21 protein-coding genes are annotated in these 20,169 nt (G+C 69.0%); 12 read left to right on the top strand and 9 right to left on the bottom strand.

The genetic code is table 11. The features are described 5' to 3' along the window. Window positions 1-7: 7 nt before the first annotated feature. The 3 genes from ACQP1K_RS28160 (at window position 8) to leuA (ending at window position 3,744) form a co-directional block, all read left to right on the top strand. Complete coding sequence (locus ACQP1K_RS28160) at window positions 8-769, top strand: SDR family oxidoreductase (protein WP_433498705.1); 762 nt, start codon at window positions 8-10, stop codon at window positions 767-769. Window positions 770-783: 14 nt separating this feature from the next. Then, window positions 784-1,605: a PAS domain-containing protein gene (locus ACQP1K_RS28155; protein ID WP_433501663.1), complete on the top strand. Its 822-nt coding sequence runs from the start codon at window positions 784-786 to the stop codon at window positions 1,603-1,605. Between the two features lie 450 nt (window positions 1,606-2,055). Beyond that, on the top strand, window positions 2,056-3,744 hold the full coding sequence (leuA, locus tag ACQP1K_RS28150) for a 2-isopropylmalate synthase (protein ID WP_433498704.1): 1,689 nt from the start codon (window positions 2,056-2,058) through the stop codon (window positions 3,742-3,744). Window positions 3,745-3,809: 65 nt separating this feature from the next. On the opposite strand, the gene mads6 is transcribed toward leuA, so the two are convergent. Continuing rightward, window positions 3,810-5,216, bottom strand: a complete 1,407-nt coding sequence (mads6, locus tag ACQP1K_RS28145) for a methylation-associated defense system protein kinase MAD6 (RefSeq protein WP_433498703.1) — start codon at window positions 5,214-5,216, stop codon at window positions 3,810-3,812. A 488-nt stretch (window positions 5,217-5,704) separates the two neighbouring features. Between mads6 and ACQP1K_RS28140 the strand changes: the two genes are divergently transcribed. Genes ACQP1K_RS28140 through ACQP1K_RS28130 form a run of 3 tightly spaced genes read left to right on the top strand, consistent with a single transcriptional unit; the run spans window position 5,705 to window position 7,559 of the window. Next, entirely contained in the window at window positions 5,705-6,754 is a 1,050-nt protein-coding gene (locus ACQP1K_RS28140; protein WP_433498702.1) for an NAD-dependent epimerase/dehydratase family protein, read from the top strand. Between the two features lie 42 nt (window positions 6,755-6,796). Next, window positions 6,797-7,045 carry a hypothetical protein gene (locus ACQP1K_RS28135; RefSeq protein WP_433498701.1) on the top strand — a complete coding sequence of 83 codons (249 nt, stop codon included), beginning with the start codon at window positions 6,797-6,799 and terminating at the stop codon, window positions 7,043-7,045. A 52-nt stretch (window positions 7,046-7,097) separates the two neighbouring features. Further along, complete coding sequence (locus ACQP1K_RS28130; protein ID WP_433498700.1) at window positions 7,098-7,559, top strand: DUF2243 domain-containing protein; 462 nt, start codon at window positions 7,098-7,100, stop codon at window positions 7,557-7,559. 744 nt (window positions 7,560-8,303) lie between these two features. On the opposite strand, the gene ACQP1K_RS28125 is transcribed toward ACQP1K_RS28130, so the two are convergent. From ACQP1K_RS28125 to cynS, 5 genes are all read right to left on the bottom strand, one after another. Next, window positions 8,304-8,723: an ATP-binding protein gene (locus ACQP1K_RS28125; RefSeq protein ID WP_433498699.1), complete on the bottom strand. Its 420-nt coding sequence runs from the start codon at window positions 8,721-8,723 to the stop codon at window positions 8,304-8,306. Window positions 8,724-8,931: 208 nt separating this feature from the next. After that, window positions 8,932-9,312 (bottom strand): STAS domain-containing protein, encoded by a 381-nt coding sequence (locus ACQP1K_RS28120; RefSeq protein WP_433498698.1) that lies wholly within the window; start codon window positions 9,310-9,312, stop codon window positions 8,932-8,934. 703 nt (window positions 9,313-10,015) lie between these two features. After that, window positions 10,016-10,444 carry an STAS domain-containing protein gene (locus ACQP1K_RS28115; protein WP_433498697.1) on the bottom strand — a complete coding sequence of 143 codons (429 nt, stop codon included), beginning with the start codon at window positions 10,442-10,444 and terminating at the stop codon, window positions 10,016-10,018. Window positions 10,445-10,729: 285 nt separating this feature from the next. Further along, window positions 10,730-10,909, bottom strand: coding sequence for a hypothetical protein (locus ACQP1K_RS28110; RefSeq protein ID WP_433498696.1), 180 nt, complete (start codon window positions 10,907-10,909; stop codon window positions 10,730-10,732). Window positions 10,910-11,087: 178 nt separating this feature from the next. Then, window positions 11,088-11,528, bottom strand: a complete 441-nt coding sequence (cynS, locus tag ACQP1K_RS28105; RefSeq protein ID WP_433498695.1) for a cyanase — start codon at window positions 11,526-11,528, stop codon at window positions 11,088-11,090. 190 nt (window positions 11,529-11,718) lie between these two features. Here cynS and ACQP1K_RS28100 point away from each other — a divergent pair, with 190 nt between their 5' ends. The 5 genes from ACQP1K_RS28100 to ACQP1K_RS28080 all read left to right on the top strand — a co-directional run bounded on the left by ACQP1K_RS28100 (window position 11,719) and on the right by ACQP1K_RS28080 (window position 15,398). Then, window positions 11,719-12,615 carry an SPFH domain-containing protein gene (locus ACQP1K_RS28100; protein ID WP_433498694.1) on the top strand — a complete coding sequence of 299 codons (897 nt, stop codon included), beginning with the start codon at window positions 11,719-11,721 and terminating at the stop codon, window positions 12,613-12,615. 2 nt (window positions 12,616-12,617) lie between these two features. Next, window positions 12,618-12,848, top strand: a complete 231-nt coding sequence (locus tag ACQP1K_RS28095) for a hypothetical protein (protein WP_433498693.1) — start codon at window positions 12,618-12,620, stop codon at window positions 12,846-12,848. Between the two features lie 69 nt (window positions 12,849-12,917). Beyond that, entirely contained in the window at window positions 12,918-13,442 is a 525-nt protein-coding gene (locus tag ACQP1K_RS28090) for a PadR family transcriptional regulator (RefSeq protein ID WP_433498692.1), read from the top strand. Window positions 13,443-13,822: 380 nt separating this feature from the next. Next, complete coding sequence (locus tag ACQP1K_RS28085) at window positions 13,823-14,935, top strand: PP2C family protein-serine/threonine phosphatase (protein ID WP_433498691.1); 1,113 nt, start codon at window positions 13,823-13,825, stop codon at window positions 14,933-14,935. A 226-nt stretch (window positions 14,936-15,161) separates the two neighbouring features. After that, the gene (locus ACQP1K_RS28080) at window positions 15,162-15,398 is read left to right on the top strand and encodes a hypothetical protein (RefSeq protein ID WP_433498690.1); all 237 of its coding nucleotides are present in this window, start codon (window positions 15,162-15,164) and stop codon (window positions 15,396-15,398) included. A gap of 460 nt (window positions 15,399-15,858) precedes the next feature. Here the strand turns inward: ACQP1K_RS28080 and ACQP1K_RS28075 are convergent, their stop codons facing one another. The 3 genes from ACQP1K_RS28075 to ACQP1K_RS28065 form a co-directional block, all read right to left on the bottom strand. Next, on the bottom strand, window positions 15,859-16,275 hold the full coding sequence (locus ACQP1K_RS28075) for a hypothetical protein (RefSeq protein ID WP_433498689.1): 417 nt from the start codon (window positions 16,273-16,275) through the stop codon (window positions 15,859-15,861). A 127-nt stretch (window positions 16,276-16,402) separates the two neighbouring features. Beyond that, entirely contained in the window at window positions 16,403-16,837 is a 435-nt protein-coding gene (locus tag ACQP1K_RS28070) for a hypothetical protein (RefSeq protein ID WP_433498688.1), read from the bottom strand. 417 nt (window positions 16,838-17,254) lie between these two features. After that, complete coding sequence (locus ACQP1K_RS28065) at window positions 17,255-18,322, bottom strand: pyridoxal-phosphate dependent enzyme (RefSeq protein WP_433498687.1); 1,068 nt, start codon at window positions 18,320-18,322, stop codon at window positions 17,255-17,257. Window positions 18,323-18,473: 151 nt separating this feature from the next. Between ACQP1K_RS28065 and ACQP1K_RS28060 the strand changes: the two genes are divergently transcribed. Beyond that, the gene (locus ACQP1K_RS28060) at window positions 18,474-19,997 is read left to right on the top strand and encodes an amidohydrolase (protein WP_433498686.1); all 1,524 of its coding nucleotides are present in this window, start codon (window positions 18,474-18,476) and stop codon (window positions 19,995-19,997) included. Window positions 19,998-20,169: the final 172 nt, after the last annotated feature.

Genomic DNA, 20,169 nt, shown 5'->3' with positions numbered 1-20,169 from the left:
GGTGCCGATGAGACGAGACAGCGGGAACCGTACGGACGTCGCCGTGGTGTCGGGGACGTCATCGGGGATCGGCGCGGCCGTGGCGACGGAGTTCCTCCGGCGGGGTTACACCGTCGTGGGCGTCTCCCGGCGGGGCAACCCCGGGCTGAAGGGCGATCCCCGCTATGTGGACTGCCACGCGGACCTGCGGGAGCGTGACGCCGTGCGCCGCGTGTTCGAATCGGCCGGGGAGGCCGGGGAGACGGTCGCCGGCGGGGTCGCCGCCGTGGTGCTGAACGCCGGATTCTCCCCATCCCCGCACTCCCTGGCCGACGTGCCGCCGGAGCTCGCCGCCGAGACGTACGAGAGCAACGTCCTGACCGCGCTGAATCTGGTCCAGGCGACCGTTCCCCTGCTCCGGCGGAACGGCGGCGGCTCCCTGACGTTCGTCGGGGCCAGTCTGGCCAACGGATATGTGCCGGAGCGCTGGCCGTACGCCGCGAGCAAGGCCGCGATGACGACGCTCATGCGGTCGTGCTCGGTCGAGTTCGCCGACAGCCGGGTGATCGCCAATGAGGTGCGTCCGGGCCCGGTGGCCACCCCCATGACGATGGGCGAGACGCCGTACGAAATCAGCGAGGAGGTGCTCCGAGTGATCAACGAGGGGTACGGGACCGACTGGCTGAAGGCCCCCGGGCAGGTGGCCGGATGGATCGTCGACATCGCGGAGTTTCCGGCCAACGGACCCACCGGTCAAGTGTTCAACTACAGCAGAAAAGTGCCGCTTTAAGGGAGGGTGTCGTGATGAGGAACTATCCGTCGACGGAGCAGTTGGTGGACCTGTTCGACCGGGCGTCGCCGGGAATGGCGGTCACCGATTCCGGTGGGCGCGTCGTGCTCGCCAACAAGGCGGCCGGGGAACTGCTCGGCACGCAGTCCACTAAAGGAACCGTGCTCCCCGAGGTTTTGGGCATGACCGATTATCCGGCTCTGCTGTCCGCCGGACGGCCCGTCGAGAACCGCGCGGTCTCCTACCCCGACCCCGAATTCCCGTCGGGCTTCGTGAACATCGGCTTCGGCGGTGTGGACGGGAAGGTCCACGGCTTCTGGGCGCTGCGTCCGTCGACCGATATGCCCGCGCCGTCGCCGGGCCCGGCGGGCGGGGACGGGTCGGGCTCGGCGTGGATCGCGCGAGTGGACCGGCCCGACGGCGCGTACGTCTCGGCCGGCCCCGGGGCCGTCCACCTGATCAAGGCCTACTACGACCACTGCCCGGTGGCCATCCACCTGATCGAGGAGGACGGCACGGTGGCCCACGCGAACTGGAAGGACATCGAGATCGTCGGCGCGAGCCAGGCGCCGGACTCCTACGTCGGGCACCACATCCGCCGCATCTACGCGGACAAGGAGGTCGTCGAGGACTTCCTGGGCAGGTGGGGGGAGGACGCGCCGATCATCGACTTCCGCGCGGACTTCCTGAACGGCGGCGAGCGGGTGCCCGTGGTCATCTTCTCCACGGCGAACGTCGTGGACGGCTCGCTCAGGAACACCCGCTGCTTCGTCTTCCCCGACGACGCCCCGCACCGCCACCGTGACCGCGTCGGGGCGCTGGACCTGAGCTTCTGACCCCGAGCCGTGCGGTCCCCGTATCACCCGGCGGATGGTGTGGATTTATTCCGGATATAACCGATCGATCGGAAAATTTCCATCGGGAGTTTCGTATAGTACGGATCCGGGTCCATCGATTGGAAACGACGCGCGCCGCGCGGCCTAAATCACGAGTCATCGCGACCACGCCTTGTGATGCCGGAGCACGCGCGGCTCGCCGATGACAGGTGTATAGTCGCTCGCATGGTTCTGTTCGGTCTTCTTCTTCTCCGCTGCCGCAGCGGGGCTTGACGACGACCGGCACCCCGCTGCGGGGTTCCACAACGCCGGTCAGTCGTCTGACCGATGAAAGGGACCGATCAAATGCCCCGCAGCGAGATGTCTTCACCTCGATTTCCCACAATACGGACTCCTTCCGGTCCGGTTCCCGCTGATGCGCCCGACTGGAATCCACAGCGGCACAGCGCCATGCCAAGCCACCGCTATCGCCCGGTTCACGAGCGGGTCGAGCTGCCCCTGACCGGTCGTACCTGGCCCGATCGGCGGATCGAACGCGCTCCGCTGTGGGTGCCGGTGGACCTCAGGGACGGCAACCAGGCCCTGGCCGAGCCGATGGACACGGCGCGCAAGCGGCACATGTTCGATCTGCTGGTGGCGATGGGCTTCAAGGAGATCGAGGTCGGCTACCCGTCGGCGAGCCAGACCGACTTCGATTTCGTCCGGCATCTCGCCACCCGCGACGACCTGCCCGGCGATCTGACCATCTCGGTGTTCACCCCGGCCCGCGCCGACCTGATCGAGCGGACCTTCGCCTCGATCGAGGGCCTGCCGCGTGTGCTGGTCCATCTGTACACCGCGACGGCGCCCACCTGGCGCGAGGTGGTGCTGGGCCGGGAACGGACGGAGCTGTACGGAATGATCCGTACGGCGGCCGAGCAGGTGGCCCGGCTGGCCGACGCGCGTCCTGGCCCACCGGTGCGGTTCGAGTTCTCGCCCGAGGTCTTCAATCTGACCGAGCCCGATTACGTGCTGGAGGTGTGCAACGGGCTGACCGAGCTGTGGGACGCCTCCCCGGACCGTCCGGTGGTCCACAACCTGCCGGCCACGGTGGAGGTCGCGACGCCCAACGTGTACGCCGACCAGATCGAGTACATGGACCGGCAGCTGACCCGGCGCGACGCGGTGATCCTTTCGGTGCATCCGCACAACGATCGCGGCACCGGCATCGCCTGCGCGGAGCTCGCGGTGCTCGCGGGCGCCCAGCGGGTCGAGGGCTGCCTGTTCGGCAACGGGGAGCGCACCGGGAACGTGGACCTGGCCACCCTGGCGCTGAACCTGCACGCCCAGGGCGTCGACCCGATGATCGACTTCTCGGACATCGACGAGATCCGGCGGACCGTCGAGCACTGCAACCGCATACCCGTCCACATCCGGCACCCCTACGTCGGTGATCTCGTCTACACCGCCTTCTCCGGGACGCACCAGGACGCGATCAAGAAGGGCATGGCGCACCACACCGCCCGGGCGACCGAACTGGGCGTGCCGGAGGGGGAGGCGCCGTGGGCGGTGCCGTACCTGCCGATCGACCCCGCCGACGTCGGGCGGACCTACGAGGCGGTGATCCGGGTCAACAGCCAGTCCGGCAAGGGCGGGATCGCCTATCTCCTGCAGGTCGGCTACGGCCTGGAGCTGCCGCGGCGGCTGCAGCAGGAGTTCGCCCAGGTGGTGCAGCGCGCCACGGACGGCAGCGGCCAGGAGATGACCGGCAAGGAGCTGTGGAGCCTGTTCTCCGCCACCTACCTGGCACCCTGCGACGACGGCCCGATCACACTGGCCGACTGGTACGTCACCGAGCCCAGCCCGGGTGAGCACGAGTTCGAGGGGGTGCTGCGCACTCCCGACGGTGCGGAGAAGAAGGTGTCCGGCCAGGGCAACGGGCAGCTGTCGGCCCTCACCCGGGCGCTGGGCACGATCGGCGTCGAGGTGGACATCCGCAACTTCACCCAGCACGCCACCACGCCGGGGCCGCAGAGCGCGGCGGTGGCGTACGTCGAATGCCTGGTCAACGGCACGCCGGTCTGGGGGGCGGGGCAGGACACCTCGGTGCTGACCGCGTCCATCCGAGCGGTGCTGTCCGCCGTCAACCGCGCGTCCTGACGTCCGTACGGCCCGGCCCGGTGTCGCGCCGGGCCGTACCACCTCCAGGTCCTCGGAACTGCGGATCAGTGCCGGCGCGAGAGACGGCGCAAGGCTTGGCGCAGCCGTCCCATGACCGGCCGGTGGTGGCCTCCCTGGGCGTCGCGGGCCTGCCGCAGCTCGACCAGGGCCGTCGCCGCCTCGGGGCGCTTGCCCGGTGTCGGCTCGCGCATGCGCCGTACCAGATCCATGATCTCCGGCGCGACGCCGCCGGCGTCCGGCTCGGCGTCGACGCCGGGGGTGGGCAGCTCGCCGGTCAGGAGCTGGAAGGCGATCACCCCGGCGGAGTAGACGTCGGACGCCGTGGTCATCCGGTCGGGCCGCGCCCGGCACTCCGGGGCCACATAGTGCACGTCGAGGATGTTCGGCAGCTCGTTGGCCACGGTGTGCTTGCGCGGTCCCGGCTTGGCGTAGTCGAAGCCGGTGAGCATGGCGTGGCCGGAGTCGGTCACCAGCACGCAGGCGGGGGTGAGCGCCCGGTGGATGACCTTGTTGGCGTGCACGTGGGCGAGGCCGGCCAGCATGTCCTCGAACACGCCGAGCTTGGCCGTCACGCCCAGTTTCCGTCCGGTGAGGTGCAGGTGCAGCGCCTGGCCGTGCACGTCGTCGAGCACCAGGACGAACCTGCTCTCGTCGTCGATCGCGAAGAAGTCGCGCGAGCGTACGACCCGGGGGTGCGGCGGGATCTTCGCGAGCGCCTGGTAGGCGTTGGCGATCCGCCGCTGCTCGGCCACCCGCCGCCGCTCGGGCGCCATCGGGTCGGCCCGATAGACCCGCAGCAGGACGGTCTCGCTGGTGGGCGCGGTCGCGTTGACGGCGCGGTATTCGGTGACCCGGCTGTCGCCGCCGAGTTGCTCCTCGACCTCCCAGTTGCCGAACCTCGGCGGCGCGGTGGACCTGCGCACGGTCCCGTTGAGCGCCTCGATGATCGCCGTGCGGTACGGCCCGGCGTCCCGGCTGCAGCCGTGCCTGACCCGTGACACGTCGCTGAGCATGTCGACGAGGCCGGCGAGGTTGGTCACGTGCCGCGCGTCGCGGCCCGTGGGGTCGACGAGGACGGCTCCGGGGGCGGTCAGCACGACGATGTTGTCGACGTACAGCCGCTCCAGCTCACGATGCTCGTCGATGAGCAGGCCCTTCAGCGCCCGAGCCGTACCACGCAGCTTGGCGACCGGGGATCCGAACGCCTCCCGGTGCTGGGGGAACCACCGGTTCCCCGCCACCTGGAACCGGCCGCGTGCACCCTTGACGTCGATCACGCAGAGTGAATGCTCGGTGAGCACCGCCACGTCGACCTCGAAGAGATCGGCGCCGCGCGGCACCTCGATGTTGTGCAGCAGCAGCCAGTCGTCAGGGGCGTTGTCACGCAGGTGCGCGATGACCCTTCGTTCGGCGTCATTGACGGGCCGCCCGCCACCGACGATCTGAGCCATCTCCCTTGTGCCGCCTCTCTGACCAGAATGAGAACTCCATCCTCCTTGGTATCGGTATTCCCGCGCCACCACTGAATTTCCCACCTATGTCCAAGCTGACACCTCCCCTCCCACCTCCCCCTCCTCCCGTGATCTTGTAGTTGCTCGCACTCATGGCCGCTGACCGGCCATTTCTCGTTCGTGATCTTGCAGAAACTTGCATGAGGTCCCGCTGACCTGCGGATTCACCATCGATGATCTTGCAATGGCTTACGTGTCCTGTGGAGATATGTGTCGTAGAGGCCGCTTGGCGAGAAAGGCTCCCCGAGTGCAAGATCACTGATGACGACCGCCCAGGTGGGGACGCCTGCGGCATCATTTCTGCAAGATCACGGAGAGTACTCGCGCTGGTCAGGGGCGGAGACTGCGAGAATTCGCAAGATCACGGTGGGGGGGAGGGGAGGGGAGGGGTGTGGTTTGCTGGGCGATTTGTCGGGAATTCGGGCAGAATGCGCGTAGTTGTGGTCGGTGCGACCGGAAACGTCGGGACCAGTGTCGTCAGTGCGCTCGAGGCCGATCCCGCGATCACCTCGATGGTCGGGGTGGCTCGGCGGATGCCCGGCTGGCGGCCGGGGAAGGTCGAGTGGCGGCGGGCCGACGTGTGCCGTGACGACCTCGGGGAGATCTTCTCCGGCGCCGACGCGGTGATCCACCTCGCCTGGCTGTTCCAGCCCACCCACAACCCGGTGACGACCTGGAACACCAATGTCATCGGCAGTGTCCGGGTCTTCCGGGCCGCCGCGCGGGCCGGCGTGTCCACGCTCATCCACTCGTCCTCGGTCGGCGCCTACTCGCCGGGCCCGAAGGACCGGCCGGTCGACGAGAGCTGGCCCACGCACGGCTGGCCCGGCGCCGCCTACGGACGGGAGAAGGCGTACGTCGAGCGGGTTCTCGACACGTTCGAACGTGATCATGAGGACATCCGTGTCGTCCGTATGCGCCCCGGTTTCATCTTCAAGCGGGAGTCCGCGAGCGAGCAGCGGCGTCTGTTCGCCGGGCCGTTCCTGCCGCAGCGGCTGATCCGGCCGAATCTGATCCGGTTCGTCCCGGACATCCACGGGCTGCGCTTCCAGGCGCTGCACACCTCCGACGCCGCGGAGGCGTACCGGCTCGCCCTCACCCGGCCCGTCTCCGGGGCGTTCAACCTGGCAGCCGACCCGGTCATCGACCCGGCCGTCATGGCGGAGATGCTCGGGGCGCGGCGGGTTCCGGTGCCGTCGATGGTGGCCAGGGGCGCGGTCGCGGCCGGGTGGCACATGCGGCTGCTCCCGGCCTCGCCCGGCCTGATGGAGATGGCGCTGCGACTGCCCATCATGGACGTGACGAGAGCCCGCACCGAGCTGGGCTGGGAGCCCCGCCACAGCGGTACGGACGCGCTGCGCGCGGTGATCGACGGCATGAGCGGCGGGGCCGGCATGGACACTCCCCCGCTCGCGCCGGAGTCGGGCGTGGGCGGCCGGATCAGGGAGGCGGCCACGGGCGCCGGTACGCGCCCATGAGTACGAGCGATCGGACCTGAGAGGATCGAGGAGGCGGAGGGCATGCCGCTCGTGGACCGGGAATGCGCTCGACGGCTGCTGGAGTCGGACGATCCGGATGTGGCGCTGGTGTTCGTCCGCGGCGAATGCCTCGTGCTGCCCGTCGGCGAGATCGACGACGAGCACCGGGGTCTGGTGATCATACGGCGCAGCGATCTCCCGCACGACCTCGTACGCGCCCCGCTATCCGATGACCGGATGGAGGCGCTGGCCTGCCGTCTGGACAACGCGGCCAGGGATCTCGGCGGCTGACCGGGTGGCGTCGAGCCGCTCACTCGTTGTTACGGTATCGTTGCCTAACGTCATGACATCGACTCGCACCGCCGGCCTGGTGCTCGGCCTCGGCATCGGCGGCTTCATCGACGGAATCCTGCTGCACCAGCTGATGGGCTGGCATCACATGCTCAGCGGGTGGTATCCGCATGACGAGCGTCTCAACATGATCGGTGACGGGCTGTTCCACGCGGGCTGTCTCGCGCTGGTGATCGCCGGTGTCGCGATGCTGTCGCGCCGCGGCCCGCACCCCGGGCGCGAACTGCTGGGGTACGGCATAGCCGGCTGGGGCCTGTTCAATGTCGTCGAGGGCCTGGTGGACCACCAACTGCTGGGGGTCCATCACGTACGGCCAGGCCCGCACCAGGTCGCCTACGATCTCGGGTTCCTGTTCCTCGGCGCCGTCCTCGTCGCGGTCGGGCTGCTGCTGGCGAACAGTTCACGACGAGGCGTCCGGAGTGGTCGTGGCGTGAGGGGCCGCCGCCGCCGTTGACGGGCCCCTCCCGCAAAATGACGGCGTGTCGCCGCCTGACCCAAAATTCCGGAAAGCGCGTACGGACAAATCGGACAGCAAAGCGTACTTATCGGGACATAACGGGGCTAAAGTATATAGCAAACTGTGATTCTATCGTCACTCTTCGTAGGGACCGCAGAATACTGCTCGATCTCCATTGCGTTACGCGGCGCGTGAATGTGACCATGAAATCCACCGTCCGGTATCCCCCGCCGGGGCGGCGCGAAGGCGCTGCGGGGGAATCCCGTACGGCCTCGTGGCGCCCTTGAGGGATCCCGCTCGGTTCGGGCATTTCGGGGGGCACGCGTTCCCCCGATGAAGCATATGGAGAGGGGGCCACGATGACTGCCATTCGGCCTCGCGTACGCGGGGGACGCCGTGACGAGAAGCGGTATCACGACCCGGAGTTCGGCTCCTGGATCGGAGAGGTGGCGAGAACGGTCCGGGACGTAGTTGACAGCACCCCCCGGACCATCCGCCTCTGCATCCTGATCGCGGTTGCCGCCGCGTCATGGGCATACCTCAGGTAGCGGTTCACCTGTGGTCGCGGACCCCAGATTAGGGCGAGCGGTCGGCCTCATCGGCCCGATTTACGGGATCACGACGAAAACGAGACCGACTTCAACGCTTGACCGGGGTCCGCGACCACCGTTTTTGGCTTCCGCAGAATTTGACGTGAAAACTCGCGAGGGCCGAGGAGCAGGCGGTGGAGGTGTGAGGGGTTCAGGCGTCGCTGTGTGCTTCGAAACCGACGGCCGCGGGATGGAGACTCATCGACAGGCGGACACGGGAGTGACCCGGGGCCTGCTCGATGCTCACCGTGTCGCAGAGCAGGCCGATCAGCCACAGACCGTAGCCGCGGTTGGCGTGGGGGCCCGGCCGGGGACGCGGAACGTCGTCGGGGCGCAGCCGGCCCGCGTTGTCCACGATGTCGACGGCGAGGTGGTCGTCGTCGTGCCAGATGGTCAGCGTGCCGGACCCGCCTCCGTGTTCGAGCACGTTGATGGCGGCCTCGTTGGCGGCGATGACGAGGTCGTCCAGCCGGGTTCCGGTGAGTCCGGCCTGGACGGCGTGGCTCTGGACGTGCTCTCGCAGGGCGGCCAGATCATCTGTGATCGGCCACTGCCGAAGGTGATCCTCCACCTTTCCCTCCTCGATGCCGCCCATCTTCACCCCCGCGAGGGCATCCCTCCCGGGGGTTCCCTCCGCCGCGGCCGCCGCTCGATCGGTTGGTAGCCCGGGACCATGATGGTCGCGGGTGCTTCTGCAACGCTACCGGAACCCGGAACGGTGGCCGGACCGGAGGGCGGAGGGGGAGGGGTGCGGCGGGGCAGAGGTCGGCGGAGGGGCACTAGCTCGGGGACGATCCCATCCGGGCCCGGGCCGCGCCGAGCGCCTCCGCCAGATCCGTCGCGACGGCGAACGCCTTGATGAGCCCGGTGATCCGGAATATCTTGGTCAGCCGGGCGTTGAGGTTCACCAGCGAGACGGCTCCGCCGCGCTCGCCCAGGACTTCACGGATGTCGAGCAGCGCACGCAGGCCGGTCGAGTCACAGAATTCCAGGCCGTTCAGGTCGAGTACGAGTTCCCGGTGCTCCGGTGCCAGGGTGTCCCTGACATTCTCACGAAGTCGATCGGCATTTGAATAGTCCAGTGCTCCGGTCAGCGCGACGACCAGAATGCGGCCATCGCTGCCGCTCGGGGCCGGGGTCAGTTCGACGGAGGCTGTCACTCGCACACCTCGGCGGATGCTGTGGACATGGTCAGGGGTGATGAGGGGAATTCGAAAAACGACACCTGTCGCGCACGTGGATCCAGACGGATGCTTCGCCTGGGGCCGTCTGGGTCGCGCGCGGCAGGACACGGTTCTCACCGCGCTCTCCGGGGTTGTGTTCGACAGATCATGCCGTGCCATATGCGCTGCGGTGAACGCTTCGCCATAGTCACGTACCCCCCAGAACCGGCCGCCGGGCAGGCGAGCCTCGATCAGGCCGTCAGCCAGTTTAAGCCACGGGGACGTCACGACCCCAACGAAGACGCGCTCCCTCGTCCGCGGCGCGGGAGCGCCAAGGAATCACAAAAGTGGTTTTCCCCGCATCCACCTGGGAGAACGTCTTCCGGCCGGTGGCCGACCCTGGAGGAGAAGTCGGTAAGACCACGCATGCCCGGCGAAACGGGTGGCACGGCTCGGGAACGGCTCGCCGGCGTGCCGTCCACGTGTGGCGGGCTCGACGTCGCCGACCTGCTCGTACGGCAGACGCCGGACCGGCCCCGCCGGCCGATCTCCCCTGAGCCGGCGACGCGGGTTCGGGCGGCCGCAGAGGACGCCGCAGAGGACACGGCCGCCACGTCGGGAACTGCGGGACGTCAGAGTTCAAGTGCATGGCGGGCCCTCCCGGCGGCGCGGGCCTGCCACATGCCTGATCGCATCAGGCTCAGACCAAGCTGCTCAGTGCGGACTTCTTCCGCCGTTCGTTCGAGGCGGTGTCACGGGCGGGCGCGACCAGCACATCGGCCAGCGCCTCGGCAGGAGTCTGTTTGATCGTGAACGTGTCCGTTCCGGTCACGTCGAGCACCAGCCGCAGAACGCCGTGAACTCCAGCGAGGCACATGGATCCGCCGACGTCCTTCAGGGCGTCGTGCATCTCCAGCAGGGCCTCCAGTCCGTACGAGTCACAGAACTGGAGTACGGACGCGTCCACCACCAGCTTGGTGCGTCCACGCTGGATGAGGTCTTCGATCGTGCCACGGAGCACATCCCCGGTGGCGATGTCGAGTTCACCAGCCAGCGCGACCACGGAAGCCGCCTGGTGATCGCTGACAGTAATCTCGAGTGGGATTGCCATATACGCGCCTTCGTCCATTTTCGGGGCGTACTGTCTGCAAACGACGCTACCCGGAGGAGTGTCAGGTCCCAGTAATGCCGGACGGTCGATGCGTCGGGAGTCCGTCGTGGATTTTCACCTTCCTCCCACAGATGGGCAAATCCGTAAAAAGTCAACAGAAGCGGATCTTTAGGACGGTTGTCCCTCTATCCGATACGGTTCCGCCGTACCCTGCCGATCCGCCGAATCCGCTGGGCCCGGCGGCTTTCCGGGACCGGACGCCCCGCCGTCATCTGTCCGGTCCGGCGGGTGAGCCGTCACCGCTCAGGGCGGGATCCGGAGGGCGGGGTGACGGGTGGTGGCGGCGGCGCGTGCGGCGAGAATCGCGGACAGTGCCTCGCAGTCGGCCGGGGTGAGCGGAGCGTGCGGGAGCAGATAGAGCAGGCCGCCGGGCCCGTCGACGAGGTCGACCGGCAGCGGGCGCGGGAGTGTTTCCGTGGTCACGATGAGGGTCATTCTGCCGGGCGCGACCGACAGAATGCGTACGCCGATCCGGCCGGTCGTCGTCTCGGCCGGTCTCGGGCATAGCGGCCCCGCCGGCGGCCGGCGAGGCCGCGACATCGGCTGTCGGCTACCGGTCCACCGGCTCACCGGTGGAGGCAGGTCGCGCCGGTCGGGCCGGTCACCATTCGTACGGCAGGAACTTGCCGTTGAGCACGACCTCGACCCGGTCGCCCCCCGGGTCAGGCACCCGGCGTACCGCCAGGTTGAAGTTGATCGCGCTCATGATGCCGTCCCCGAACTCCTCGTGGATCAGCTCCTTGATCGTCGGGCCGTAGACCTGCAGGACCTCGTAGAACCGGTAGATCGTCGGGTCGGTGGGGACGGCGGCACCGAGCGATCCGCGTGTCGGCTGGAGTCGCAGTGCCCGAGTCACGTTCTCGTCGAGGTCCAGCAGGTTCGCCGCCGCCGTGGCCTCTGCCTCGCTCATCGGATGCTGGCCGAGCAGTGCCGCCACCGTCCACGGGACCGGTCGGCCCACCGCCTCGGCCAGTTGCGCCCAGGTGACGCCCAGCCTCGCCTTCGCCTCACGCACCGCCTGTGCGGCCTGGTCTTTTGTCATGCCCTCCCCCTGTTCGTCGGTCTGTCGGCAACTCTAGGCAATCGGCGCCGGACCTGACGTAAAGGGAAGGGGCACGCCGACGCCGTCGGATCGGATCGCCGCGATGGAGGCGGGGGCGCCCCCTTGTGGAATGCTAGCTCTGCGCTATCTTGGTGATATCACTTCGATAGCTGACGAGAGGGGAGAGGCGATGGAACGACGGGCGTTCCGGCTGAACGGCTTCGCCGTACTGCTGGTCCTGCTGGTGCTCGCCGGTGCGCTGGTGCCGGGCTGGCAGAGCAAGCTGTCCGGGTTGGATTCGACGGCGTGGGAGGAGGGGCTGCCGGGGGGCGTCGGGCTGCTGATCGCACTGACGATCGCGTGGCTCGTGGTCGCCGTGATCGTGGCGTCGGGCTTCACCGTCATCAATCCGAACGAGGCCAAGGTCGTGCAGTTCCTGGGCCGGTACGTCGGCTCGTTGAACGCCGCCGGGTTCCAGTGGGTGCTGCCGTTCACCACCAAGCAGCGGATCACGCTCCGGGTGCGCAACTTCGAGACCGCCAAGCTCAAGGTCAACGACGCCGACGGCAATCCGGTGGAGATAGCCGCGGTCGTGGTCTACAAGGTGGTCGACACCGCGCGGGCGGCGTTCTCGGTGGACGACTACGAGGAGTACGTGGCGATCCAGTCGGAGGCCGCCGTACGGCACCTGGCCACCAGTCATCCGTACGACTCCCATGAGGAGGGCCGCACCAGCCTGCGCGACGGCGCGGAGGTGGCCGGGGAGCTCACCGCCGAGCTGCGTGAGCGCACCGACCTGGCCGGTGTCGAGGTCCTGGAGGCGCGGATCACCCACCTGGCCTACGCCCCCGAGATCGCCCAGGCCATGCTGGTCCGTCAGCAGGCCGCACAGGTGGTCGCGGCGCGTGCGCACATCGTGGAGGGCGCTGTCGGTATGGTGAGGCTCGCCCTGGACCGGCTGTCGGAGCAGGGAGTGGTCGAACTCGACGAGGAGCGCAAGGCCCAGATGGTGTCCAACCTCCTGGTCGTCCTCTGCGGCGACCGGGCGACCCAGCCGGTGGTCAACGCCGGCAGCCTCTATGCCTGACCATGCCGGAACGCAAAAAGCTCCTACTCCGGCTTGATCCCGCCGTCTACGAGGCCGTCGCCAGATGGGCGGCCGACGATCTGCGCAGCATCAACGCCCAGATCGAGTACGGCCTGCGCCTCGCGCTCAAGCAGGCGGGGCGCGAGCCCAGGAGGCCAGGCGCGAGGGACTCCGGGGAAAAGGAATCCGGCGGCGAGTCCGCCGGAGAGGAGCACCCGCGCGCCGACCGCTGATCCGCCGCCCGATCGACCGCACATCGCCTCTGTACACACCGTGTATAGAGGCGATGTATAGTCGTGGGCATGCCGATTTCCCACACGTTGCTGGCGCTGCTGGAGTGCGGGCCCCGGCACGGGTACGACCTCAAGCAGGAGTTCGACGCCCAGTTCGGCCAGGATCGTCCACTCCATTACGGCCAGGTCTACGCCACGCTGGCGCGGCTGCTGAAGAACGGGCTCGTCGAGGTCGACGCGGTCGAGCGCGGGGGCGGGCCCGAGCGCAAGCGGTACGCGATCACGGCCGCCGGCGTCAGCGACGTGGAGGGATGGCTGTCTCGGCCGGAGCGCCCAGGCCTCTACCTGAACAGCACCCTCTATACCAAGGTGGTGCTCGCGCTGCTGACCGGCCGGGATGCCGCGACGATCCTCGACGTCCAGCGCGCGGCGCACCTCGACCTGATGCGGGAGCTGACTCGGCGCAAGACGCGCGGAGATCTGGCCGACGCGCTGATCTGCGATCATGCGATCTTCCACCTCGAGGCCGACCTGCGCTGGCTGGAGCTGACCGGCTCCCGGCTGGACCGGCTCGCCGAGGAGGTCCGCCGATGACAGGTGAGGCTTCCCGGCCCTCCACCGGGCAGGCTCCGCTGCTGTCGGCCCGCGACCTGCGCCCAGAAGGCCGTGATCTCGCGAAATGCGGGGTTGTTCGCGCCTTGTCGGGTCACGTGGGACCGGGCGGGTCGAATGGTCGCCTGTGTAGATTTCTGCCACAATAGATGCATCTTTCCTCTCTGCTAATCTCCCTCAGGTCGTCAGCCCCTCGGCCTCCTGAGAGTTTTCGCCGATGAACCGCCACAGACCTCGTCGACGGGCGCATAATCGCGGGTGGCAAGGCGGCCGGCAGCCGGTGAGCCCGGCCGGGAAAAGGAGTAGCAGCGAAACCGCAGGGAATGTTCCATGAACTGGCCGAGGTCAGCAATGGAGTCGCCATGAAATCGCAGGGAGTCCTCCGTGCGCTGCCGTTCGTCGCGATATCCGGTGTGGTTCTGGCCGACCTGCTCGTCGGGCCTACCTTGGTCTTTCTGCCGCTGCTCACCCTGGGGCCGGCCTTCGCCTCGGTCTCGGGCGGCATACGCCGTACCGCTGCGGTGGGCGTGCTCTCGCTGGTCGTCTATGTGCCGCTGGCGGCGTACGACCAGCTGCTCGGCCGGCCGCAGAACACCCTCACGATGGCGTCGATAGTCGGGGTCACCGGGGCCAGCATGCTGGCGAGCGTGCTGAGGATCGGGCGCGAACGCAAGCTGGCCACGGTCCGGCTGGTCGCGGAGGCCGCCCAGCGTGTGCTGCTGCGCCCCGTCCCCCGCCGGGCCGGCGATCTGACGGTCGCGCTGTCCTACACGTCGGCCGCGGCTGAGGCGCAGATCGGCGGCGACCTCTACGAGGTGGTCGTCACGCCGGAGGGGGTGCGGCTGCTGATCGGTGACGTGCAGGGCAAGGGCCTGGAGGCCGTGGAGACAGCGGCGTGGGTTCTTGGCGCGTTCCGTGAGGCGGCCTATGACCAGGCCGAACTGCTCGGCGTCGCCGAACGGCTGGAGACCAGCCTCGCCCGGCATCTGAGCGGTGAGAAGTTCGTCACGGCGATCCTCGCCGAGGTGCACGACGAGGAGATCTGGCTGCTCAACTGCGGCCATCCCGCTCCGCTCGTGCTCGGCGGAGACGGCGGCGTCCATCTGGCCGAACCGCCGGAGGAGGCCGCCCCGCTCGGGCTCGCCGAGCTCGGTTCTCCCCGGCCCAAGCCGTACGGCGTCCCGTTCGGGGACGGCGACCAGATCCTTTTCTATACGGACGGCGTCATCGAGGCCCGGGACCGGAGCGGGGTCTTCTATCCGCTCGAGGAACGCGTGCGTCTGCTGCGGGCGCCCGACCCGCAGGCCGCGCTGGACGAGCTGCGCGCCGATCTGCTGCGCCACGTGGGCGGGCCCGTCCCGGACGACGCCGCGATGCTGCTCCTGCGCCGCGCGGAGACCCACCGGCGGCCGGCCGATCCAGTTGTCGGAGCCGATGAGATGGGCAGGGAGGACGCGACCACCGGCCGATCGTAGGAACAGCCACGTTGGGGTGGGGCGGGTACAGCTAGGCCGGTGAACGCGTCAGAGCGGATTCTGGAGCGGGTTGAGACGCAGGCCGACCGTCCCGCGCAGGTGCAGCAGGAGGGCTCTGCCGCGACCGGACGGGACGGGGATGGGGACGGGTGTGCGAGCGGCCATGGTGCCTGGTGTCTCGCGAGACGGAGTCGGTGTCGCCTCATCTGACGGTGCAGGTGACGGGGTGGGGACGGGCGTGCCGATGGTCGGTGTGGCCGGTGTTCCGGAAGACGGGGCCGGCATCGCCGCGGATTCCGCTTCAGGCGCGGTGGGTTCGGGTGTCGTGGTCGTGGGCTTCGCGGTGGGGGTCGGGACGACGATCGTCATCTTCACGATGATTTTGCAGTTCTTGACCCGCTTGCACAGCACGTTCTGCACGCTGGTCGCGCCGCCCGCCGTCGTGGCCGTCGTGTGCTGGTAGCCGCGATTGCGGGTGGGGCTGTTCGAGAAGACGATGTTCCGGTTGCGCCTGCCGTTTCCGGTTCTGTGACCGCGGTGCGCATCGGCGTCAGCCGTCGCTCGTTTCGTGTCTGCTTCCGGCCGTTTTGTATCCGCAGCAGCATGGGATGGCTCAGCGATCCCGACGAGTGCGGTCGAGGCGAGGGCACCGGCGAGAAACAGGGAAAGAGTTCTTCCGCCGAATGCTCCACCGACACACTTGAAAGTCACTTTTCGTCGTCCCCTGCTGATCTGGCGAGTGCGGCACTTGGTCCGATCGGACGCATTCGACAGCATAGGCTCCCGCAGACCATCGAGGTCGTTCAACGAGCGGAGATCGTCGGCATCTTGCCATATCATTGCCGTGGGCGGTGTTAAAACTCAAGCGTTCAGGTTATGTCGAAGCAGGCTGTGGGAAACCTTCAGGAGCGCACGGGTTTCGATCACCGAGATCCGGACGAGTAACGCGACCCTCCCCTGGTGAAGGGCACCCATGCATATTGCGGAACATTGCAGGCGCGGGACCTCCGGGTGCAGTAACTCCCCTGGGTGACCCCGGCTCCTCGCACGCTGATGGTGGCCTGTTCTATTCCCCTCCCACTCTTCAGGCTGCCGATCGTCACCTCGTTCGTGTTCCGCCTGCCGCGGCCCACGAGAACGCTGGAGCCGTTGCCGTTGTTGTCACCGCCACCGGTGCCGTTGCCCATCGGCCGGAGGCTGGAGGAGGTCGCGGCCGCCTCCGCACTCGTGGAGGGGAGAGCGAAGGCGCCCGCGAGTGCGATCGTGAGCGTGCCGAACACCAGCCGACGCACATGGACGATCACGCCGTCGAGTGAGCTGTGCACAGTGTTACAATCCATTCCTCTGGCACCTTCCGGCAGGCATGCGGCGAGTGATTTCTCCCCGGCGTGTCGGATGAAATCGACATCAGCCATACCCGTTGCCGGGCATCGCATTCGGTTCTCTGATGATCTACAGCGCGAACGATTACCGATGCTTTGCCGGCCTGGCGGAACCCCTTGCCGGAGACGGTGGCGGCATCCTGGAAACGCCATGTTTTCCCGAGGGATGCCTACGAAATGGCGCCATTATATTCTGGGAAACCTTGCAGACCCGGGTCCGGCGTTTGCAGTAAGTGCCCTGGATGGTGCTCACGCCGCCGACACCGATCGAAACCTGATGCAGGGCGCCGCTGGCCCGGGTGCCGCCCATCGCCAAGTAATTCCTGTTGTTCTTGCCATTGCCCAGGCGCACGGTGGACTGATTGCCGTTGTCCTGGCCGTCGCCGGATGCGGCCCGGTAATTCTTCCGCGGATCTCGGGGCACCGCCATCGCGTCCGCGGACTGCGATGGGGACGCGAGCGCCACCGCCACCCCGATCGTGAGCAAGCCGAGCGCCGCCCGCCGCAGCCGGGCCGGCATGTCGGCACGCGGATCGGAGCCAGCGTGACGAGCCGTTTCCCCTGGCATCCTGTCCCTTCAATCGAAGCGGTCGGCACTGGCGTACCGGTGAAGATTGCCTACCCCCGTGCCGGGCACCGGTCTCGGCTCTCGGTGATCCCGGTATCGGTGATTGCCCACTCTTTCCTTACCTCAGAGGTTCCCCGGACGGCCGGTCAGGGAGTGTCCGACCCGTCCCGAGCGGGGTGGAACTCGCCCATGGTCGAGGATGCCCGGCCGGCGTACGTCGTCGAGGGGCCGACCGGGGATCGTGCTGAACGCGATGACCCGGCGGCCCACGTCCTCGATCGAGATGGCGCCGCCCAGCGCCGCCGCGAGCGCGTCGGCGCTTTTGCTCCGGTTTTGATCCGTTAGGTGGGTGATGGGCCGCCGGGTTCGTCACCCTGCTCCGCTGACTGAACCTCCCCCGGTGGTTCCCTCTGTGCCGATGCACAGCACGGCTCCGCCGCCGAGCCGTACGGCGTCACGCAGCGGGCCGCAGTCGGCCGCGTCGGCGAGGCGGTGCAGGGCGGCCAGGGTGGCGGCGCCGCAGAGGCCGATGTCCAGTCCCAGCGCGGCGAGCTCCCGGGTGACCGAGCCCACCTCGTCGTCGCTCACCGCGATCGTGCCGGCCAGGCCGTCGCGGAGGGCCGGCCAGGCGGGGGCCGACGGGGTGCCGCAGTTGAGGCCGGCCATGACGGTGCCCGGGGTCGGCACGCTGACCGGGCGGCCCGCGCGCAGCGACTCGGCCACGCACGCGGCCGTCACCGGTTCCACCGCGATGACGGCCGGGCCGTACGCCTTCGGAGCCTCGTGTACGGCCCAGCGGACCGCGGCGGCGGCCAGGGAACCGACGCCGACGGGGACGAGCACGATGCCGACCGGCTCGGTCGGCTCGGCCGTGATCTCGCGGAACAGGGTGGCGTAGCCGTCGATGACCCACTCGGCCGACGGCACGCCGGGTGACGGTGAGAAGTCGGCGATCAGCGCTCTGCCGGGTGCGCCGCCGTCGCGCTCGGCCGCCGCGGCCGCGTCGTCGTAGGACCCGGCCGTGACGATCACCTCGGCCCCCTCGGCCGCGATCAGGCGGGCGCGCTCGGCGCCGACGGCGGCGGGCAGATGGATCCGGCAGGCGAGGCCGAGCCGGGCGGCGCAGCGGGCCACCGCCCGCCCGTGGTTGCCCGCGCTCGCGGCGACCAGCGTCCGGGTGCCGGGATGGCGGCGCAGCGTCTCCTCCACCGCCCACGACGCCCCGAGGAACTTGAAGGCGGGTAGGCCGAAGCGGTCGGACTCGTCCTTCATGAGGACGGTCCGCCGGTTCCGACCCCACGCGATGTCCGGCAGTCGCCGCAGCGGCGTGGGGGCGTACCCCGCGAGTCCCCGGTGGAAGACGGTGACCTCGGGGCCGGGCGGCGGGGCGACGCGCTCGGGGCGGAGGTGCGGATTGACGACGGCGAGGGCCTGCATGGTGGCAGTCTCGGCCATCCGGGGCGGAGCGCGCGTTGTTCCGGAGGACGAACCCGTGACGGGGCGTTCATCCGGCCGACCGCATTCGCCGGGCCCGGTCGTCGCTCTCCGACGATGAGCGGTCTCGGCGCGCCCGCATAACGTTTCCGGCATGACCTCTCCTCACGTGTCGAAGCCGTCGTTCGAGCGGTCGTCCGGGCGGCGGTCGAAGCCGCCGTCGAGGCTGCTGCTGCGCAATGCCCGGGTCGGCCTCGGCGGCCCGGTGCGGCACGTCTCGATCGAAGGCGGCCGGGTGACCGCGATCGAACCGCCCGGCGTGGTGGCCGGCATCGAGGGCGCCGAGAACGTCGATCTCCAGGGTGCGACCCTGCTGCCCGGACTGTGGGACGCGCACGTGCACTCCGTACAGTGGGCCAGGGCCCGCCGCCGGATCGACCTCGGCGGCGCGCGGTCGGCGGTGGAGGCGTCCCGGCTCGTCCGGCTCCCGGGGGCGGGCGAAGGGCCGGGCAGTGGGCTGATCGAGGGGTTCGGCTTCCGCGACGCCCTGTGGCCGGACCGGCCGGACAAGTCGCTGCTCCCCGCGGACCATCCGGTCGTGCTGATCGGCAACGACCTCCACACGGTCTGGCTCAGCCAGGCCGCGCTCGCCCTCATCGGCAGGGGCGACCATCCGACCGGGGTGCTGCGCGAGAGGGAGTGCTACGACGCGCTGGCCGCGCTGCCGCCGCCTCCGCGCGAGGTGATGGACGGCTGGATCGCCGAGGCGACCGTCGCCGCCGCACGTCTCGGTGTGATCGGGGTGCTGGACTTCGAGTTCGCCGACAACGTGACGGAATGGTCGCGGCGGGTACGCGAGCAGGACGTCGCCGTGCGCGTCGTCTGCTCGATCCCCGGGCATCGGCTCGACGACGCGATCGCCGGAGGGCTGCGTACGGGCGACCCGGTGCCGGATTCCGGCGGGCTGCTGGAGGTCGGCCCGGTGAAGGTCTTCGTCGACGGCTCGCTCAACACCCGCACCGCCTACTGCGACGAGCCGTACCCGGGCTCGGGCGACCTCGGGCGGCTGGAGACGTCGCCGGAGGAACTGGTCGCGACGATGTCGCTCGCCGCCCGGCGCGGCCTCCAACTCGCCGTGCACGCCATCGGCGACCACGCGTCCGCGATCGCACTCGACGCCTTCGACGCCGTCGGGTGTCCCGGGCGCATCGAACACGCGCAGCTCGTCCGGGCCGCCGACTTCGCCAGGTTCGCCCGGCCGGGTCTGGTCGCCGGGGTGCAGCCCGCGCACGCCCCGGGCGACCGCGAGGTAGCCGACGTCCACTGGCGTGGCCGGACCTCCCGGGCCTACGCCTACGCCGACCTGCTCGCGGCGGGTGCGGCCTTGGAGTTCGGCTCCGACGCCCCGGTCGCGCCGCTCGACCCGTGGGACGGCATCGCCTCGGCCGTGACCAGGACCGACGACGAGCGCCCGGCGTGGCATCCCGAGCAGGCCGTTCCGCTCCGGACGGCGCTCGCGGCGGCGGCCCGGGGACGGTCGGCGGTGAGGGAAGGCGACCCGGCCGACCTGGTGATCCTGGAGCGGGACCCGTCTCTTCTCCCGCCCGCGGAGCTGCGCCGCCCGCGCGTGCTCGGCACCCTCCTGGCCGGCCGGTGGACGCACCGGGAGTCGCTGTGAGCCGGCGCGCACGCACGCTCACCGCCAGAAGAATGGTAGAAAATATCCACTCCCGGCATAGATTGCAACATACTCCGTAAATCGGACATCAAGGTATTCTTAACATCATTCAACTTAATCGTGTATCAAGTTACACGAAACCAGTGGATAGCCACGCCTAAACCCAGTAATT

Source organism: Sphaerimonospora sp. CA-214678 (assembly GCF_050942215.1).
In the GTDB taxonomy this organism is placed as follows: domain Bacteria; phylum Actinomycetota; class Actinomycetes; order Streptosporangiales; family Streptosporangiaceae; genus Sphaerimonospora.
Note: the sequence above shows the minus strand (reverse complement) of the source record. Positions and strands in the feature narration are given on the sequence as shown.

Coding starts and splice junctions, on each gene's coding strand:
- ACQP1K_RS28160 (WP_433498705.1), top strand. CDS start 8: ATGAGACGAGACAGCGGGAACCGTACGGACGTCGCCGTGGTGTCGGGG.
- ACQP1K_RS28155 (WP_433501663.1), top strand. CDS start 784: ATGAGGAACTATCCGTCGACGGAGCAGTTGGTGGACCTGTTCGACCGG.
- leuA (WP_433498704.1), top strand. CDS start 2,056: ATGCCAAGCCACCGCTATCGCCCGGTTCACGAGCGGGTCGAGCTGCCC.
- mads6 (WP_433498703.1), bottom strand. CDS start 5,216: ATGGCTCAGATCGTCGGTGGCGGGCGGCCCGTCAATGACGCCGAACGA.
- ACQP1K_RS28140 (WP_433498702.1), top strand. CDS start 5,705: ATGCGCGTAGTTGTGGTCGGTGCGACCGGAAACGTCGGGACCAGTGTC.
- ACQP1K_RS28135 (WP_433498701.1), top strand. CDS start 6,797: ATGCCGCTCGTGGACCGGGAATGCGCTCGACGGCTGCTGGAGTCGGAC.
- ACQP1K_RS28130 (WP_433498700.1), top strand. CDS start 7,098: ATGACATCGACTCGCACCGCCGGCCTGGTGCTCGGCCTCGGCATCGGC.
- ACQP1K_RS28115 (WP_433498697.1), bottom strand. CDS start 10,444: ATGGACGAAGGCGCGTATATGGCAATCCCACTCGAGATTACTGTCAGC.
- cynS (WP_433498695.1), bottom strand. CDS start 11,528: ATGACAAAAGACCAGGCCGCACAGGCGGTGCGTGAGGCGAAGGCGAGG.
- ACQP1K_RS28100 (WP_433498694.1), top strand. CDS start 11,719: ATGGAACGACGGGCGTTCCGGCTGAACGGCTTCGCCGTACTGCTGGTC.
- ACQP1K_RS28095 (WP_433498693.1), top strand. CDS start 12,618: ATGCCGGAACGCAAAAAGCTCCTACTCCGGCTTGATCCCGCCGTCTAC.
- ACQP1K_RS28090 (WP_433498692.1), top strand. CDS start 12,918: ATGCCGATTTCCCACACGTTGCTGGCGCTGCTGGAGTGCGGGCCCCGG.
- ACQP1K_RS28085 (WP_433498691.1), top strand. CDS start 13,823: ATGAAATCGCAGGGAGTCCTCCGTGCGCTGCCGTTCGTCGCGATATCC.
- ACQP1K_RS28075 (WP_433498689.1), bottom strand. CDS start 16,275: ATGGATTGTAACACTGTGCACAGCTCACTCGACGGCGTGATCGTCCAT.
- ACQP1K_RS28070 (WP_433498688.1), bottom strand. CDS start 16,837: ATGCCGGCCCGGCTGCGGCGGGCGGCGCTCGGCTTGCTCACGATCGGG.
- ACQP1K_RS28065 (WP_433498687.1), bottom strand. CDS start 18,322: ATGCAGGCCCTCGCCGTCGTCAATCCGCACCTCCGCCCCGAGCGCGTC.
- ACQP1K_RS28060 (WP_433498686.1), top strand. CDS start 18,474: ATGACCTCTCCTCACGTGTCGAAGCCGTCGTTCGAGCGGTCGTCCGGG.